The 15,568-nt window shown below is 55.6% G+C and carries 19 protein-coding genes and 1 pseudogene; 19 read left to right on the top strand and 1 reads right to left on the bottom strand.

The window, feature by feature from the left end; genetic code table 11:
• From ACR6A7_RS00005 to ACR6A7_RS00080, 16 genes and pseudogenes are all read left to right on the top strand, one after another.
• Positions 1–1,195 (top strand): terminase gpA endonuclease subunit (locus ACR6A7_RS00005; RefSeq protein WP_434122710.1); only part of this gene is annotated, 1,195 nt, incomplete at its 5' end.
• Entirely contained in the window at positions 1,192–1,404 is a 213-nt protein-coding gene (locus ACR6A7_RS00010; RefSeq protein WP_434122711.1) for a DUF6148 family protein, read from the top strand. The genes ACR6A7_RS00005 and ACR6A7_RS00010, both read left to right, overlap by 4 nt.
• Positions 1,404–2,909 (top strand): phage portal protein, encoded by a 1,506-nt coding sequence (locus ACR6A7_RS00015; RefSeq protein WP_434122712.1) that lies wholly within the window; start codon positions 1,404–1,406, stop codon positions 2,907–2,909. Before ACR6A7_RS00010 ends, ACR6A7_RS00015 begins: the two co-directional genes overlap by 1 nt.
• 13 nt (positions 2,910–2,922) lie before the next feature.
• Positions 2,923–4,848 (top strand): ClpP-like prohead protease/major capsid protein fusion protein, encoded by a 1,926-nt coding sequence (locus ACR6A7_RS00020; RefSeq protein ID WP_434123309.1) that lies wholly within the window; start codon positions 2,923–2,925, stop codon positions 4,846–4,848.
• Between the two features lie 83 nt (positions 4,849–4,931).
• Positions 4,932–5,255: a DUF2190 family protein gene (locus tag ACR6A7_RS00025; protein WP_434122713.1), complete on the top strand. Its 324-nt coding sequence runs from the start codon at positions 4,932–4,934 to the stop codon at positions 5,253–5,255.
• Positions 5,256–5,280: 25 nt separating this feature from the next.
• Complete coding sequence (locus ACR6A7_RS00030) at positions 5,281–5,559, top strand: hypothetical protein (protein ID WP_491565903.1); 279 nt, start codon at positions 5,281–5,283, stop codon at positions 5,557–5,559.
• The gene (locus ACR6A7_RS00035; protein ID WP_434122714.1) at positions 5,531–6,091 is read left to right on the top strand and encodes a phage tail protein; all 561 of its coding nucleotides are present in this window, start codon (positions 5,531–5,533) and stop codon (positions 6,089–6,091) included. Before ACR6A7_RS00030 ends, ACR6A7_RS00035 begins: the two co-directional genes overlap by 29 nt.
• Entirely contained in the window at positions 6,088–6,486 is a 399-nt protein-coding gene (gene gpU / locus ACR6A7_RS00040; protein WP_434122715.1) for a phage tail terminator protein, read from the top strand. The genes ACR6A7_RS00035 and gpU overlap by 4 nt, the downstream gene beginning before the upstream one ends.
• 9 nt (positions 6,487–6,495) lie before the next feature.
• Positions 6,496–6,972, top strand: a pseudogene (locus tag ACR6A7_RS00045) (phage tail tube protein); the annotation flags it as partial.
• A gap of 53 nt (positions 6,973–7,025) precedes the next feature.
• Entirely contained in the window at positions 7,026–7,421 is a 396-nt protein-coding gene (locus ACR6A7_RS00050; protein ID WP_434122716.1) for a phage minor tail protein domain-containing protein, read from the top strand.
• Positions 7,422–7,429: 8 nt separating this feature from the next.
• Positions 7,430–7,735 (top strand): phage tail assembly protein T, encoded by a 306-nt coding sequence (locus tag ACR6A7_RS00055; RefSeq protein WP_434122717.1) that lies wholly within the window; start codon positions 7,430–7,432, stop codon positions 7,733–7,735.
• Positions 7,716–10,292 (top strand): phage tail tape measure protein, encoded by a 2,577-nt coding sequence (locus ACR6A7_RS00060; protein WP_434122718.1) that lies wholly within the window; start codon positions 7,716–7,718, stop codon positions 10,290–10,292. Before ACR6A7_RS00055 ends, ACR6A7_RS00060 begins: the two co-directional genes overlap by 20 nt.
• A complete protein-coding gene (locus ACR6A7_RS00065; protein ID WP_434122719.1) occupies positions 10,292–10,621 on the top strand; it encodes a phage tail protein in 330 nt (109 codons plus the stop codon). Before ACR6A7_RS00060 ends, ACR6A7_RS00065 begins: the two co-directional genes overlap by 1 nt.
• A gap of 10 nt (positions 10,622–10,631) precedes the next feature.
• Positions 10,632–11,333: a phage minor tail protein L gene (locus ACR6A7_RS00070; protein WP_434122720.1), complete on the top strand. Its 702-nt coding sequence runs from the start codon at positions 10,632–10,634 to the stop codon at positions 11,331–11,333.
• Positions 11,330–11,689 (top strand): C40 family peptidase, encoded by a 360-nt coding sequence (locus ACR6A7_RS00075; protein WP_434122721.1) that lies wholly within the window; start codon positions 11,330–11,332, stop codon positions 11,687–11,689. The genes ACR6A7_RS00070 and ACR6A7_RS00075 overlap by 4 nt, the downstream gene beginning before the upstream one ends.
• A complete protein-coding gene (locus ACR6A7_RS00080; RefSeq protein WP_434122722.1) occupies positions 11,676–12,329 on the top strand; it encodes a tail assembly protein in 654 nt (217 codons plus the stop codon). The genes ACR6A7_RS00075 and ACR6A7_RS00080 overlap by 14 nt, the downstream gene beginning before the upstream one ends.
• 40 nt (positions 12,330–12,369) lie before the next feature.
• On the opposite strand, the gene ACR6A7_RS00085 is transcribed toward ACR6A7_RS00080, so the two are convergent.
• The gene (locus ACR6A7_RS00085) at positions 12,370–13,176 is read right to left on the bottom strand and encodes a LexA family protein (protein WP_434122723.1); all 807 of its coding nucleotides are present in this window, start codon (positions 13,174–13,176) and stop codon (positions 12,370–12,372) included.
• Positions 13,177–13,267: 91 nt separating this feature from the next.
• Between ACR6A7_RS00085 and ACR6A7_RS00090 the strand changes: the two genes are divergently transcribed.
• The 3 genes from ACR6A7_RS00090 to ACR6A7_RS00100 all read left to right on the top strand — a co-directional run bounded on the left by ACR6A7_RS00090 (position 13,268) and on the right by ACR6A7_RS00100 (position 15,513).
• Positions 13,268–13,441, top strand: coding sequence for a hypothetical protein (locus ACR6A7_RS00090; protein WP_434122724.1), 174 nt, complete (start codon positions 13,268–13,270; stop codon positions 13,439–13,441).
• A gap of 73 nt (positions 13,442–13,514) precedes the next feature.
• Positions 13,515–14,435: a phage antirepressor N-terminal domain-containing protein gene (locus ACR6A7_RS00095; protein ID WP_434123312.1), complete on the top strand. Its 921-nt coding sequence runs from the start codon at positions 13,515–13,517 to the stop codon at positions 14,433–14,435.
• Between the two features lie 154 nt (positions 14,436–14,589).
• Positions 14,590–15,513 carry a phage antirepressor KilAC domain-containing protein gene (locus ACR6A7_RS00100; protein ID WP_434122725.1) on the top strand — a complete coding sequence of 308 codons (924 nt, stop codon included), beginning with the start codon at positions 14,590–14,592 and terminating at the stop codon, positions 15,511–15,513.
• Positions 15,514–15,568 lie beyond the last annotated feature (55 nt).

The raw sequence follows: 15,568 nt of genomic DNA on the forward strand, positions 1-15,568 counted from the left end.
ATGGGTTCATGTGCAGCTCCATCAGCAAAAGGGGATGATAAGTTTATCACCACCGACTATTTGCAACAGTGCCTCCTTCTGGATGGAAGGGCCAGCTGCAGCCTATCAGACATGGGCACAGCTGGTTTTTAAATACCTTACGGCTGAACAGGATTATCAGAGAACGGGTAGCGAAGAAACGCTCAGGGCTGTCATCAACACAGACTTTGGCCGGCCTTATCTTCCCCGGACCGCCCTTGAACAGCGCAGAGGAGAACGCCTGGAAGAGCGGGCTGAGGACATCCCCGCGCGAACAGTTGCAGAGGGGGTAAATTTTCTGGTGGCCACGGTCGACGTTCAGGGCGGCCGTCATCGTCGTTTCGTGGTGCAAATTACCGGATACGGCAGCATGGGTGAAAGATGGATCGTTGACCGGTATAGCCTCCGCCATTCGCTGCGCTGCGACGACCAGGGCGAAAGCTGCCTTCTTGATCCTGCCAGCTATCCAGAGGACTGGGATCTGCTTCTCTCAGACGTGCTGTACAAAACCTGGGCGCTGGCCAGCGATCCGTCAAAACGAATGTCACTTATGGCGATGGCTGTGGATTCCGGAGGCGAGGACGGTGTGACCGACAACGCCTATCGCTTCTGGCGAAAATGCCGTCGTGAGGGAGAAGGAAAGCGCGTTTATCTTTTCAAGGGCGACAGCCATAAGCGTGACAAGCTGATCACCCGGACCTGGCCTGACAATACCGGACGCTCCACGCGCCGGGCAAATGCAGCAGGAGATGTTCCCCTTTATCTGCTCCAGACGGATGCGCTCAAGGACCGGATAAACAATGCGCTGTGGCGTGAAACTCCCGGGCCTAATTACATTCACTTTCCTGCCTGGATCGGGAGCTGGTTTTATGACGAGCTCACCTATGAAGAGCGTTCTCCGGAAGGCCGGTGGCGCAAACCGGGGCGGGGAGCCAATGAAGGGTTTGACCTGCTCGTCTATGCCGATGCGCTGGTGATGCTGCATGGCTATGAAAAAATCAAATGGCCGGATGCCCCTGCCTGGGCAAGGCGGGAAACCTGGATTGAAGAGAGTGAGACCGATAGCGCTCCGGAACGTAAGGTCTCCCCCCAGAATAACCGCGTCCACACATCTACATCAGGCACGACGACCGATATGACTAACAATCCCTGGATCACAAACGGAGGCTGGATATGAACCAGAGCGAGGTGGAAGCCATGATCCGCTATTACACCGAGGCAGAGATGGCCGTCCTGAGTGGCAAAACCATCATGCTGAACGGGCAGTCCATGACGATGGAGAACCTGACGGCCATTCGTGAAGGACGGCAGGAGTGGGAACACCGCCTGGCGGGATTGCTGAAAAAGCGCTGCGGTCAGGCCGATTATTGCCTGGCGAGGTTCTGATGTCGTTCCTGGATAATGCCATCGGTCTTTTTTCGCCATCGTGGAAGGCTGCCAGGCTGCGTGCCCGCATGCAGATCCGCGCCTACGAAGCCGCGCTTCCCACGCGCACACATAAGGCCAGACGCGAAACACGCTCAGCCAACCAGCTCAGTCAGGCCGGGGCCGTTTCCCTTCGTCAGCAGGCCAGGGCGCTGGATGCGAATCATGACCTGGTGATTGGCATACTGGACAAGCTGGAAGAGCGCGTTATCGGCGCAAAAGGCATCATCGTTGACCCGCATCCGCTTCTGAAAGACGGCCGTGTGGCCACCGAGCTGGTGAAAACCATACGCAAGAAATGGGGTGAATGGTCACTGCGGCCTGATGTCACCGGCGAGTTTTCCCGGCCAGTACTGGAGCGTCTGATGCTGCGCACCTGGCTCAGAGACGGAGAAGTTTTTGCTCAGCTGGTGAGCGGCCATGGTGCCGGGCTCAGGGCAGATGGCGGCGTACCTTTCTGGCTAGAGGCGCTTGAACCCGATTTTGTGACCATGAACTCCGATCCTGCCGCCGGGCTTATTCAGGGCGTCTGGCTGAACGAGTGGGGCAAGCCGCTTAAATATCAGGTTTATAAAAATCTTCCTGTCAGCGGGTTGCTGTCGGATACCAAGGAGGTGTCCTCTGACGCCATGCTGCATCTTAAATTTGCGCGGCGTCTGCATCAGGTCAGAGGTAACTCCATTCTGTCCGGTGTGATGATCCGCCTGAGCGCGCTGAAAGATTATGAAGAAAGCGAAATGGTGGCCGCGCGCATCGCCGCTGCGCTGGGGATGTACATCAAAAAAGGTGACGGGCAGGACTATTCAGAAAGCCTGAGTGGCAGCAGTGAGCGTGAACTGACTATTCAGCCGGGCATGTTGTATGACGATCTCCGGCAGGGTGAAGAGATTGGCATGATCAAGTCAGACCGACCCAACACCAACCTTGAATCATTCAGGAACGGGCAGCTACGTGCCGTGGCTGCCGGTACACGTCTGAGCTTTTCGAGCACCGCCCGCAATTACAACGGCACATACAGCGCGCAGCGGCAGGAGCTGGTGGAGTCTACGGACGGATATCTCATTCTGCAGGACTGTTTTATTGCTGCTGTCACCCGGCCGGTTTATCGCGCATGGCTGAAGCAGGCGCTTGCAGCGGGCGTGATTAAGCCACCCGCCGACATCGAGCTTTCCACACTGTATGACGCCATTTACTCAGGACCCGGTATGCCCTGGATCGACCCTGTGAAGGAGGCGACAGCCTGGAAAATTCAGATACGGGGTGGGGCGGCAACCGAATCCGACTGGGCGCGGGCGTGCGGGCGCAACCCTGATGAGGTTAAACGTCGCCGCAAAGCGGAAGTCGATGAAAACCAGAAAGAGGGGCTGGTGTTCGACACTGACCCGGCAAACGACAAAGGAGTCAGCAGTGACCGAGAAAATAAAGCAGATAAGCCAGCGTCAGGCGATACAGGCGAAGAAGACTGAATCCTGGTTCCGGATGGCCGCACGGGGCGAAGCTGAGGCAGAAATTTATATCTATGACGAAATCGGTTTTCAGGGCGTGACGGCAAAACAGTTTATCAGTGATCTCAAAGCACTCGGCGAGATCAAACACATCACTCTTCATATTAACTCGCCGGGCGGATGCATTTTTGACGGGATCGCCATATTCAACGCACTCAACTCTCACCCTGCTGCCATTACGGTTCATGTCGACGGCGTGGCGGCCTCGATGGCTTCCGTCATCGCCATGGCCGGTAATCTGGTCATCATGCCGGCCAACAGTTTCATGATGATCCATAAGCCTCATGCAGTTGCGAGGGGGGGCGCCGCGGCCATGCGTGATCTCGCTGAGCTGCTGGATAAGATCGAAGCTGTGCTCATCCCGGCTTATGCCGCCAAAACAGGACTGGCCCATGAGGTTATCGCCGGGATGCTGAAAGAAGAGACCTGGATGGACGGAACCCAGTGCGTCTCACTGGGCTTCGCTGACCAGCTTGTGCCAGCCGTTCAGGCAATGGCTCGCATTGATTCAAAACGTATCGAGGAGTACGAAAAAATGCCAGAAAACCTTCGCAATATGCTGACGCCGCCGCAGAACAGACTGACGCATGATCCTGCTACACCTCAGGTCGATTTGAACGAAGCGGGTTTGCGTGAACAGTTCATTGAAGAACAGCGTGTCCGCGCACGGGCGCTCACTGACCTGTTTGGGATGTTCGGTGATAAATACAGTGCCCTGCAGGCAGCCTGCATCGCGGATCCGACGTGCACGCTTGAACTGGCACGCGAGAAGTTGCTGACGCAGATGGGCAAAGACAGCACGCCATCTAACAAAACAGCCGCACCTCACATCTATGCCGGAAACGGGAATTTTACCGGTGACGGTATCCGGCAGGCCATCATGGCGCGGGTCGGTTATGAACCACTCCAGCCGGATAACCCTTATAACGGCATGACGCTTCGTGAACATGCGCGCCTGTCGCTGACCGAACGGGGCTTCGGTGTGGCCAGTTATAATCCGGTACAAATTGTCGGCCTGGCGTTTACGCACAGCACGTCCGATTATGGCAATATCATGCTGGATGTGACTGGCAAGTCTCTTCTTCAGGGCTGGGAAGAGGCGCCTGAAACGTTCGGGGAATGGACCAAAAAGGGGCAGCTGTCCGATTTCAAAATCGCGCACCGTGTGGGGCTGGGCGGTTTTCCTTCCCTGCGTCAGGTCCGCGAGGGGGCGGAATACAAATACGTCACGACGTCAGACAAGCAGGCCACGATTGCTCTGGCCACCTACGGTGAACTGTTCAGCATCACCCGTCAGGCCATTATCAACGATGACCTGAGCGTGCTGACCGATGTTCCCATGAAGCTCGGCCGCGCGGCAAAAGCCACCGTGGCGGATCTGGTTTATGCCATTCTGACCACCAACCCGAACCTTTCCACCGATAACGTGCCGTTGTTTGACAGCGCGCGTCATGCCAACGTGCTGAAAGCAGCGGCAATGGACGTGGCGTCTCTGGACAAAGCCCGCCAGATGATGCGCCGTCAGAAAGAAGGCGAACGCCATCTCAACATCCGTCCGGCTTTTGTGCTTGTACCGACGGCCATGGAGTCCACTGCCAGCCAGGTCATCCGCTCAACGTCTGTCAAAGGCGCTGACATCAACGCAGGCATCATCAACCCCGTGCAAAACTTTGCGACGGTCATTGCCGAACCCCGTCTGGATGACGCCAGCCAGAGCACGTTCTATCTGGCTGCCGCAAAAGGTTCGGACACGATTGAGGTGGCTTACCTCAACGGTGTGGATACGCCATTTATTGACCAGACGGAAGGCTTTACTGCTGATGGTATCACTACCAAAGTGCGCATTGATGCCGGCGTTGCGCCGATTGACTATCGTGGTCTGGTGCAGTGCGTTGCCTGATATGTCGTAAAAAACCTGAATGCCCGAAAGGGCTTTTTTTATGCCTGAAATCCGGTCATCAGGAACCGTGAAGGAGAAGAAACATGGCAAAAAATTATGTGCAGGATGGTAAGACGCTGACGTTCATTGCGGACGAGGACTATAAAAGCGGCGATATGGTGCATGTGGGGGATCGTATCGTGATTGCCGTAACCGATACCCCGAAAGGTTGCGCCGGAACTGGCCTGGCGGAAGGCGTCTTCACCTTGCCGAAAAAAAACGATGTCTCTGTGCAGATCGGCAAGCCTGTTTATGAGCAGGGCCATCAGGTGGTAGCCAGCAAGACCGAGGGGGCCGTGCCCCTAGGTATCGCCTGGGAAAATGCCGACAGTAAGGCGGCCGTAGTGGCCGTTAAGCTTTTTGGCTAGCCCGTTTTTGCGCCTGACAGACAGGATGGACGATGTCACCGCACAGCGGTTCGGTCAGGCCGTGGTCATTAATGGACGAACGATATGCGCAGCTGAACATGCCTTTACGGCTGACATGGGGCCCCTGTCCGGAGAGGGCGTGTCGTTAATTGTCTTCGACCGGGCTTATCAGCCTGAACGACATGATCGGGTTGAATGGCAGGAGAAACACTGGCGGGTGACCCGCTGGCAGTTTTATAACGGCAAGCCGCAAATCTGGCTTGAGGAGGATAAACATGCAGGGACTGAAACAGGCACTGAATAACCTGCATGAGCTCGATCGTCAGCTGGTGCCCCGCGCGCTGGCGCAGGCGGTGAACCGTGTAGCCCGTCGCGTCATTACGCACTGCACACGCGAGGTTGCAAAGGAAACCAGCGTTCCCCAGAAGCTGGTCAGGCAGCGTGTCCGGCTACGCCCGGCCACGCCGGGCCATGCTGATCCGATCGCGCGACTGGTCGTTAACCGCGGGGATTTGCCGGCTATCAGTCTGGGCACGGCCCGTCTGCAACTGTCCCGGCGAAAAACAGTCTGCGGCCGGCACGGCAGTGTGCTGAAAATCGGGCGGTTTACGTTCCGTAATGCATTTATACAGCAACTGGCTAACGGCCGCTGGCATGTCCTGCAGCGGACCGGCCGCAGTCGCTATCCGGTTCAGGTTGTAAAAATCCCGCTGTCCGGACCGCTGACGGAGAGTTATCAGAAACAAAGCCAGCAGCTGCTGCAAACGGATATGCAGGCCGAACTGGCTGCCGCGCTCAGGCAGCAACTGAGACTGTACGTGAGGAGGAGAGTATGAAAAAACATGCTGAAATCAGGCGCACCCTCACGGATGCGCTTAAGTCCCATATCAGCGGGGCAGCCTTTCATGATGGCCGCCCCGTTTTTATTGATGAAAAAGAACTGCCCGCCGTAGCCGTTTATCTGTCAGATGCCCGCTACAGCGGTAACTATCTGGATGCGGAAGCCTGGCAGGCCACGCTGCATATCGAGGTATTCCTCCGGGCAACCCAGCCGGATATGGCACTGGATGAGTGGGTTGAACGCCATATTCTTCCGGCGCTCGTTAATGTGCCGGCACTTTCATGCGTGATCGATACGCTCACGCCGCAGAGTTATGACTGGCAGCGGGACAGTGAAATGGCGAGCTGGGGGTCAGCCGATCTGACTTATCTCATTACCTATCAGATGTAAGGAGCCACTATGGCGACACCCAATCCTCTTGCATCCGTCAAAGGTGCAGGTACCACCTTACTGATTTTCACCGGCAGCGGCGATGCCACCGCTAAGCCACTGGACGATAACGGCTGGACACGGCTCGCCCAGATCCGGGAGCTGCAGCCCGGGGAAATCAGTGCGGAAAGTTACGACGACACTTGGCTGGACGACCCGGATGCCGACTGGAAAGCCACGGCGCAGGGCGAGAAATCGGCGGGAGAAGCCAGTATTACGCTTGCCTGGAAACCCGGCGAGCAGGGACAGAAAGATTTACTGAGCTGGTTTCACAGCGGGGAGGTTCGCTATTACAAAATCCGCTATCCGAACGGCACGGTCGATCTTTTCCGGGGCTGGGTCAGCAGCCTGGGGAAGACCATTCCGGCAAAAGAGGTCATCACGCGAACCATCAAAGTTACGAACAGCGGCCGTCCGGTTCTGGCTGAGGAAATTTCGCAGTCGCCTGCACCTGCACCTGTACCACATTCTGACAATAACCATGAGAAAGGAGGGCTCTGATGTTTCTGGAAAAAACCGTGTTTCATTACGGGCCCGAGCAAATGGAGTTATCTGAACTGACAGCACTGCAGCGCGCCGAGTTTTTTGATTTTGTTGCCAGTTCAGAAGTGGTTAAAGATAAGGCCCCCACTGACGCGGCCCGGAATGCAGTACTGGTCAGGCTCAATACTGAGTACAGTGCCTGGCTTGTCTCTCGCGCGCTCTGGAACTGTCATCGTGAGGCGGACGTTAACGATATTTATCAGGGGGTTCTGGCCGACTGGCCCGAAAAGGCGCTGTGTCTGGCTGCGGAAAAGGTGATGGTTCTCAGCGATCTCAACGGGGATGGAAAGTCGACCGAGCCCTTCGGCCCGAGGGAGGATGACGTGAAGGTAAAGCCGACGGACGGGAGCTGAAATTTATCATGTTTCTGGCCCATGAGTTTCGCCGCCCTGACTGGCGCCGGATGCTGAGCGAGATGACGTCTTCTGAACTCGCAGACTGGCAGCGTTATTTCGCCACTGTGCCGTTCAGCCATCGCCTGCTGGATGCTGAATTTGCGGCGCTCAGCAGCACAATGGTGGCGCTCGCCACTGGCGAATGCGGACTGACTGCAGAAGATTTCAGCCTGCTCAGTCGCTCAGGAACCGGTGACCTCATGACGGATGAGATGTTGATGGCCGTAGCAGAGTCCATGGGAGGAGAACGCCATGTCCCGGCAGATCGCTGATCTTGTCGTAAACCTTGGGGCTGAGACTGCCCGGTTTCACGAGCAAATGGGCCGGGTCGAACGTCAGCTTAAAAACGCGGGGCAGCAGGCCGGGCGCACTGCGCAGCAGGTTTCCTCCGCTTCGCGCGCTGACGTGCAGGCCACGCAGGCAAAAGCCCGCTTTCTCAGCCAGCTCAAGGCACAGCTGGCCACACAACGGCTTTCGCGTGAAGAGATGCTGAGAACGCGCGCGGCACAGCTGGGGCTGGGTGATGCGGCGGAAATCTATATCCGTAAGCTGGAGTCGGCCCGTCAGAAAGCACACTCTCTGGGACTGGAGAGCGCGGCGGCGCGGCGCGAGCTTGGCGTGTTGTTTGGCGAAATGGCGCGGGGCAATTTTGGCGCACTTCGTGGCTCCGGCATTACGCTTGCGAATAATGCCGGATGGATAGAAAAGCTGATGACCCTGCGCGGTCTGAGCATCGCCGGGATGGTGGGCGGTATTGCCGCTGCTGTCTGGGGACTGGGGAGGGCCTGGTATCAGGGCAGTCAGGAAGCAGAGACCTTTAACCGGAAGCTTATCCTCACCGGCCATTATGCTGCCCGGACAACCTCAGCGCTCCAGGCGATGAGCCGCTCTCTGGCGGGCAACGGTATTACGCAGCATGAAGCGGCTTCTGTGCTGGCGGAGGTCACCGGCTCGGGTTTATTTAACGGTCAGCACCTCCGGCAGGTCGCTGACGTCGCGGCCCGTCTCAAAACGGTAACCGGTCAGGCCACCGAAGAGACTATCCGGCAGTTTGCGCGGCTTCAGGATACGCCCGTCGCTGCCGTCCGGGCGCTGGATAAATCCCTGCACTTTCTGACGGCGACTGAACTGGAAAACATCACCCGCCTGGCTGAACAGGGGCGTGAAGCCGATGCGGCAGCTCTGGCTATGGATCGTTACGCGGAAACCCTGCGTCTTCGCAGCGATGAGGTGGCACAGCATCTGGGAACGCTGGAAAAAACCTGGAAATGGCTGGGGGAGACGGCGGCGGGGGCATGGGATGCCATGCTGGGCATCGGACGGGAACGGTCGCTGGAAGAGCAGATTGCTGCCCTGAGGGAGAAGTTAAACGCGGGTGGAAAGGCCATGGGCAAAGCCTGGATACCTGTCACGCAGCAGGACAGGGACAGGCTTTCCCGGCTGGAAGAGCAGAAGTTTCAGCATGACCTGAAGGCCGCCCGCGATAAAGCAGACCAGGATGCGGAAATCCGTAAAAAGCGCCGTTTCGATGCTGACCAGGCCCTGAAAAAACAGTACGAAACGGAAGAGGAAAAGCATCAGCGCGCGCTGTCAGTTATCCGCCATTCATGGGCATCCCGTGAGGTTAAAGAGGAGGCGATGCGCCGTGAAAAACAGCGCTATGACACGCTTGTCGCAGGCCGCCGAAAACGGCGGGACGCACATCAGCCGTCGGCGGCTGCCCTTGCAGGCGAAAAGGCGCAGGCTGACATGCTGGCGCTGCAGGCCCGGCTTCACGCTCTGAAGACGCATCAGGAAGCAGGTATTGTCAGCCAGCAGCGTAAAGAGCTCTGGGCCTCCCAGGCGAAATTTCATGTCCTTGAGGAAGCCGCACAAAAACGCCAGCTGACCCATGAGGAAAAATCCCTGCTTGCCGGTAAAGCCAGCGTCCTGCTTCAGCAGGAAAAACTGGCCATGCTGGGGGATGAAGTTGCGCTTCAGGAACGCATGAATCAGCTTCAGGTGCAGGCTGGAAAATTTACGGAGCAGCAGCGCACGCGGCAGGCGGAAATGGCGGCGCTTGAACACGGCCTGTCGGCACGGGAGGCGCAGCAGCATGCCAGCGTTACCCGACTCAGCGCCACTTATGCAGAGGCGCCAGATGTACTTGCTGCAGTGTTAAAAGCACAGCAAAAAACCTGGCAGGCGGAAGAAAAGCTGCGGGCCGACTGGCTGGCGGGAGCAAAAAGCGCATGGGCCGAGTACCGGGATGCGGCGCTTGATGCCAACAGCCAGATAAAACAGGCGTCATCCAGGGCGCTTGACGGGTTAAGCACACAGCTGAGTGCTCTGCTGACGAACGGTAAGGCAGGTTTTCGCGACTTTACCCGAAACGTTCTGAGCATGCTCACCCAGATCCTGGTGAAAATGACGCTGGTCAGGGGCGTGGATTTTTTCGCCGGACTGCTTAAGCAACATGCGTTGTCATTTCATGCACAGGGCGGTGTTTTTCATTCTCGGGACCTCCATGCCTTCAGCGGAAGCGTGATCAGGACGCCCACGCTGTTTGCGTTTGCCCATGGTGCCGGCGTCATGGGAGAAGCCGGGCCGGAAGGTATCTTTCCACTACGTCGCGGTGCCGACGGTAAGCTGGGTGTGGTGGCCCGGATGACAGGAGCCGGCCTGAAATACGCACCCGTCTTTAATGTCACCATTCACAATGACGGCCGTAACGGGCAGCTCGGGCCGGAGGCCGCCAGAATGATGTATGAGCTGGGGCGTCAGGGCGCGAAAGATTTCTTCCTTCAGCAGCAGCGTGACGGCGGCATGATGAGCGGAGGCCGGGTCTGATGGAATCATTTAACTGGAAGATCCGGCCGGGTATGCGCGCGGAGCGAGAGCCACGTGTGCAGACAATCCGGTTTGGCGACGGGTATGAGCAGCGGCGCGCAGATGGCCTGAATGTTCTTCAGAGCCGCTACGCCATTATGCTGTCCGGATCTCACGTCTCTATGCAGGCGGTGGAAGACTTCCTTACCCGGCACAGCGGTATCAGAGCCTTTCTGTGGCAACCGCCGGGCCAGCCCGATCCTGCCGCCTTTGTCTGCCGACGCTGGTCGGCGGTGCGTCTGGCGAGGCGTACGGAAATAACCGGCGAATTTGAACAGGTCCCCGCCTGAGGTAACAGCGATGAACACCATTCCTTCTCAAATGCTGAGTGAGCTGACCCGGACAGAGCCGTCTGCCCGTATTGACCTGTGGGAAGCGGATCTGACCGCAACAGGCGGTAAACGTTACTTCTTCTGCAATGAACAGAACGAACTCGGAAAAGCGGTTATCTGGCAGAAACGTCGCTACCGGCCTTATCCCGTCAGGATGGAAGAGTGTGGCATGAGCGGGCGAGGCCCGGCTGCGCGTCCGTCAGTTGTTGTCTCAAACCTGTATGGCATCGTGACCGGCCTGGCCGAGGCGCACCAGAGCCTGGTGGGTGCCGCTGTGATACGGCGAACGGTCTGCGCACGGTTTCTGGATGCAGAGAATTTCAGGCGAGGTAATCCGGACGCCGATCCGCAGCAGGAAGTGGTCAGCCGTTATGTTATTGAACAGCTGGCGGAACTGACGTCACTGACGGCGAGATTTATTCTGGCCGTGCCGACAGAAACCGAAGGGCTGCTGTGCCCGGGCCGCATCATGCTGTCCGACCTTTGCCCATGGGAATACCGCTCTGCAGACTGTGGGTACACCGGGCCGGTTATTGCGGACAGCAACGGGCGACCCGTGACGGATGCCGCTCAGGATCACTGTGGCAACTGTGCAGCAGGTTGCCGTCTTCGGCATAACATCGGGCGCTTTGGCGGGTTTCTCTCGCTGAATGCATATTCTGAAAGATGACGGACTCCTGTAACGCATCGACAGTCGGGCGTCTCTCCGAAGATATCTTCGCCCACGCCCGGGCCTGTTACCCGCAGGAGTGCTGCGGACTGGTCATCCTGACCCCGGACGACTGCCAGTATCGACCCTGCATTAACGCCTCACCTGAGCCACGACGGCATTTTCTGATCACCCCTGAAAATTATCTGAGCGCATCCGCCGCCGGCACGGTTATCGCGCTGGTTCACAGCCATCCTGATGGGCCACCTGAACTGAGTTCTGTGGACAAAGCCGCAATGAGGCACAGCGCCTGCAGCTGGTGGCTGGTCTGTGGTGACAGCATTTATTGCTTTGGAGATGAGAATGAGTTCACCTGAATATTCATCTGAAAGGGCCCGACCGGTTCGGGTGTGTCTGTACGGCAACCTCGCCAGGTCTGGCAGGCGTATTGATCTGCATGTGACGACTGCGGCAGAAGCGCTGCATGCGCTGGTGATGCAGTCGGGTGAGTTCAGGCGCCAGTTCAACAAAGGGCTTTATCAGGTGCGTATTGCCGGCAGCGATCTTGATACTGGCAACCTGCATGCCCGCCTGCATGAAAAGCTACCGTCCGGCGCAGTTGTCCATCTGGTTCCCCGGCTGCAGGGCGCTTCCCGGAGGGGCCTGCTTCAGCTGTTTGCCGGTGCCGCGCTTATCGCGGCGTCATTTATTCCGGGTCTGAATGCTTTTGTCTGGACGGTGGGCGCGACAACGCTTTCGCTGAGCGGGGCGGCTTTTTCGCTGGGGGCCAGCCTGATGCTGGGCGGGGCCGCTCAGCTGCTGGCTCCCCGACCTGCGGGCGCAGATGCCAGGGATAACAAAAGCACCTGGTTTTCAGGCACAGAAAACATGATGGCTCAGGGCGCGCCGGTACCGGTCCTGTATGGAGAAATGCGGGTGGGGTCTCGCGTAATTTCTCAGGAGATTTCTACCCGGGACATGAGCGGGGAAGGAAAAGTCATTGTTATTGGTCATTGAAGGGCGCGGTCGCGCCAGAACAAGAAAGCAAAAAGCCCACTCAGGTGGGCTTTTTGTTGGCTGAGAGTAATTCAATAATGTTATCAAGCTTGCTTTCGAGAGCAGAAAGCCTAGTTTGCAGGGCTTCGTAATCTGTTGGCTTAATGCTGTCAACCGGACGTGAATGTATACTTGCTTTCCAGCTTTTGCTGAATGATTGTTGCGCAGCGATTACCTTGCCAATAGGTGTCATCCCTGAAGATGTTGGAATCATGGGATATGTAGGGTTCAGTGGTTTTAAGTACCCTTGCCCTTGATCACGTATGTATTGTTTAAATGTAAACGAGTCATTGTCATCCAGTATGAACAGACCAAAATCACCGTTCTCTGGCATTTCCTCTGGATCGACAATGATAATCGTTCCATCAGGGAATGATATACCGCTCGGAGATTCCATGGAGTTTCCGTTAACTTGAATGGCGAAAGCATATTCCCCGGCTTCCGGCGGGGCAGGGATAAAGTCGCATACTGACGCACTTCTGATGAAATCATCAAAATCAAATCCTATACCCATTACCTGCACATGAGAAAGCAATGGAACTTGCCTGACGGTTATTGTCTTCTTGACATGGCTTGTATCAGGGCCGTCACCCTTACCAGATGTCAGCCAGTCTATTGTAGTGCCAAGCGCTGCTGCCAGATTAACCAATACATCTTTTCTGGGCTTTGATGTTCCTGCCTCATAAGCTGCAACCTGGCGTCGGCCTATCCCAGCATAATTAGCAAGTTGCTCCTGAGTAAGTCCCGAGGCGTTACGTGCGATTGCGACGCGCTTGTGAAATGACTCATCGAAATTCACATATGACATTTAAAATACCCTATTGACACAAAAAAAGATCTGAGGCAATAATCAACCCGCAATGTGTTGTTGTGACAATTAAAATTACATGAGGTGAATAGTGGAACAAGTAATACAAAAGGGCAAGCAGATCTCTTACCGCCCTCGCAAAGAAGTCCGTGACTTTTTAGAAGGTAATGCAGCAAAAACTTACCGCTCTGTGCAGGGGATGCTGGACTATCTGATGGATAGGGTGATCGAAATGGAGAGGAAAGGTGAGCTTAAAATCCAGTAAAAACGACGAAACCCCAACCGCGCCAACGGATGAGGTTTCAATTTTGTCAGCAACTTCCAAGGAACTAACAAAGATGAGTATATCAGCGCAGATCTCCACTATCAACGTGCCTTTTCATGGCGACAACCTTTATCTGGTAAGCCTCAACGGTGAGCCGTATACCCCGATGAAGCCAATAGTCGAAGGTATGGGTATGGCATGGCAAACGCAGCATCGCAAGCTGAGCGAGCGCTTTAAGAAAGGTATCACCGAAATGGTTATACCTTCCACGGGCGGTTCACAAGCAATGACTTGCCTTGCGTTACGCAAACTGAATGGCTGGCTTCAGACTATCAGCCCGAACAAGGTCAAACCTGAAATCCGCGACAAGGTAATCAAGTACCAGGAAGAGTGCGATGATGTTCTCTACGAATACTGGACGAAGGGGCAGGTAGCTAACCCGCGCAAAGCCAAAAAAGCGCTGACGGGCAAAATCACTGTTGAGCAGCAAGAAGCAATCAAGCAGCTGGTACTGAACCGTGGCAGGGCGCTACCGAAAGAAAAACAGGCGAAAGCGGTGATTACCATGTGGTCATCATTGAAATCTCACTTTGGTTGCAGCTACAAAGAAATCTCGGAGGAGCAGTTTACTGAGGCTCTCTCTCTCGCTGCGCGAGTTCCGTTGGAAGGCGAATACATCGGCAAAGAAACTCTGCCGATGGTAAATGCTCAGTTCACTGACGAAGAGCTTTGCAAACTGGTTTGGCTCTGGCATGTGGGCGAGCGTATGCGCGTCTTTTCTCGTGAACTACGTGAGCCTCTGCGCCAGATAAAATCCCAGTATGCAGGGCAGGCGCATGATTTCGGACATGAGTTCAATCATCTTTTCAATGATGCTCGCAATATTTTGAACAAGCACACTCAACACATTGAGAAGCAGAATGGAGAAGGGGTTTACGCACAGAATCTGAAATTGCCATTAACGTGGCTGAGGGCACCGGTGGATTATCACTAAGTGCAAAACGAAAAAAACGCCAGTTGGCGCTGGCGGTCTACATCAACTATCGATTGGAGTCTTACATGCAACAATCGTTATCAACTGGCTTTAATCTAGCAAAAAAAATCCGGCTGTCGATCCCCTCAGTTTTCCTGTCATTGAGTGGGCTGGCGTGCGAGTTGTTACCACTGAGTCGCTTGCTGTCGGCTATGGTTGCGAAGAAAAAAGCATCCGCATGAACCTCTCTCGTAACCTGGATCGCTTCGGGGAAGGAAAGCATTACTTCATGCTAAGTGGCATTGATGTGAAATCTTTGCGAGCCACTACCGGTGGCTCACAAATTTCAAGCAAAGTAAGGGCGCTGACGCTATGGACAGAGAAGGGCGCAACGCGAATGTCGAAGATCATCAGTCAGTCCCTGTTGGCAATGGTTAATGAAGCGCGCAAGCAGTGCGGTGAGCCAGAAGTTCGCAATAACAAGTTTATTGAAAAAGTCGAAGATGAGCTTGAAGGGGAGTTTTACACAAAAAGTGCAAAACCTTCTGGCACTAACAGTGGGCGGCCTTTTAACGTTATAGAGATGACCATCAAGCAGGCGCTTCGCGTGGCTGCCCGTGAATCAAAAGCGGTTCGTCGCTCACTGGTCGACAAACTGGAGGCAATGAGTCAGCCGAAGTTTGATCCCATGGCTGCGCTGAATGATGCAGCGTTTCTTCGTGGCACTTTGCTGTCGTACAGTGAAAAAGTTATCGCGCTTGAGCACAGGGTTGAAGAGATGAAGCCTAATGTTGAGGCGCTTGACCACATCGCAAAAGCCCACGGCAGCATGTGCATTACTGACGCTGCTAAGCACCTTCAAATTCCACCCAAATCGCTTTTCAAAATGTTGTCTGAAAACCACTGGATATACCGCTGCACAGGTGGAAAAGCATGGCTGGCGTATCAGGATCGCATCCAGGCTGGCGTGCTGGAGCACAAAGTTATCGTCATAGAACGTTCAGACGGCAGTGAAAAAGTCGTTGAGCAGGTTCTTGTTACCGCAAAAGGCCTGGCAAAGCTGTCTAAAATTCTCAGCATGAAAACTGTCGCGGCTTGAATAGCCCGGTTCATAGTCAGAAAACCAACCCGCTTCGGCGGGTTTTTTATTTGGG

Source organism: Pantoea phyllosphaerae, assembly GCF_051025595.1.
Lineage (GTDB): Bacteria > Pseudomonadota > Gammaproteobacteria > Enterobacterales > Enterobacteriaceae > Pantoea.

Excerpts from the sequence above, each read along its gene's own strand:
- ACR6A7_RS00010 (WP_434122711.1), top strand. The coding sequence starts at position 1,192 with ATGAACCAGAGCGAGGTGGAAGCCATGATCCGCTATTACACCGAGGCA.
- ACR6A7_RS00015 (WP_434122712.1), top strand. The coding sequence starts at position 1,404 with ATGTCGTTCCTGGATAATGCCATCGGTCTTTTTTCGCCATCGTGGAAG.
- ACR6A7_RS00020 (WP_434123309.1), top strand. The coding sequence starts at position 2,923 with ATGGCCGCACGGGGCGAAGCTGAGGCAGAAATTTATATCTATGACGAA.
- ACR6A7_RS00025 (WP_434122713.1), top strand. The coding sequence starts at position 4,932 with ATGGCAAAAAATTATGTGCAGGATGGTAAGACGCTGACGTTCATTGCG.
- ACR6A7_RS00030 (WP_491565903.1), top strand. The coding sequence starts at position 5,281 with ATGGACGATGTCACCGCACAGCGGTTCGGTCAGGCCGTGGTCATTAAT.
- ACR6A7_RS00035 (WP_434122714.1), top strand. The coding sequence starts at position 5,531 with ATGCAGGGACTGAAACAGGCACTGAATAACCTGCATGAGCTCGATCGT.
- gpU (WP_434122715.1), top strand. The coding sequence starts at position 6,088 with ATGAAAAAACATGCTGAAATCAGGCGCACCCTCACGGATGCGCTTAAG.
- ACR6A7_RS00050 (WP_434122716.1), top strand. The coding sequence starts at position 7,026 with ATGTTTCTGGAAAAAACCGTGTTTCATTACGGGCCCGAGCAAATGGAG.
- ACR6A7_RS00055 (WP_434122717.1), top strand. The coding sequence starts at position 7,430 with ATGTTTCTGGCCCATGAGTTTCGCCGCCCTGACTGGCGCCGGATGCTG.
- ACR6A7_RS00060 (WP_434122718.1), top strand. The coding sequence starts at position 7,716 with ATGTCCCGGCAGATCGCTGATCTTGTCGTAAACCTTGGGGCTGAGACT.
- ACR6A7_RS00065 (WP_434122719.1), top strand. The coding sequence starts at position 10,292 with ATGGAATCATTTAACTGGAAGATCCGGCCGGGTATGCGCGCGGAGCGA.
- ACR6A7_RS00070 (WP_434122720.1), top strand. The coding sequence starts at position 10,632 with ATGAACACCATTCCTTCTCAAATGCTGAGTGAGCTGACCCGGACAGAG.
- ACR6A7_RS00075 (WP_434122721.1), top strand. The coding sequence starts at position 11,330 with ATGACGGACTCCTGTAACGCATCGACAGTCGGGCGTCTCTCCGAAGAT.
- ACR6A7_RS00080 (WP_434122722.1), top strand. The coding sequence starts at position 11,676 with ATGAGTTCACCTGAATATTCATCTGAAAGGGCCCGACCGGTTCGGGTG.
- ACR6A7_RS00085 (WP_434122723.1), bottom strand. The coding sequence starts at position 13,176 with ATGTCATATGTGAATTTCGATGAGTCATTTCACAAGCGCGTCGCAATC.
- ACR6A7_RS00095 (WP_434123312.1), top strand. The coding sequence starts at position 13,515 with ATGAGTATATCAGCGCAGATCTCCACTATCAACGTGCCTTTTCATGGC.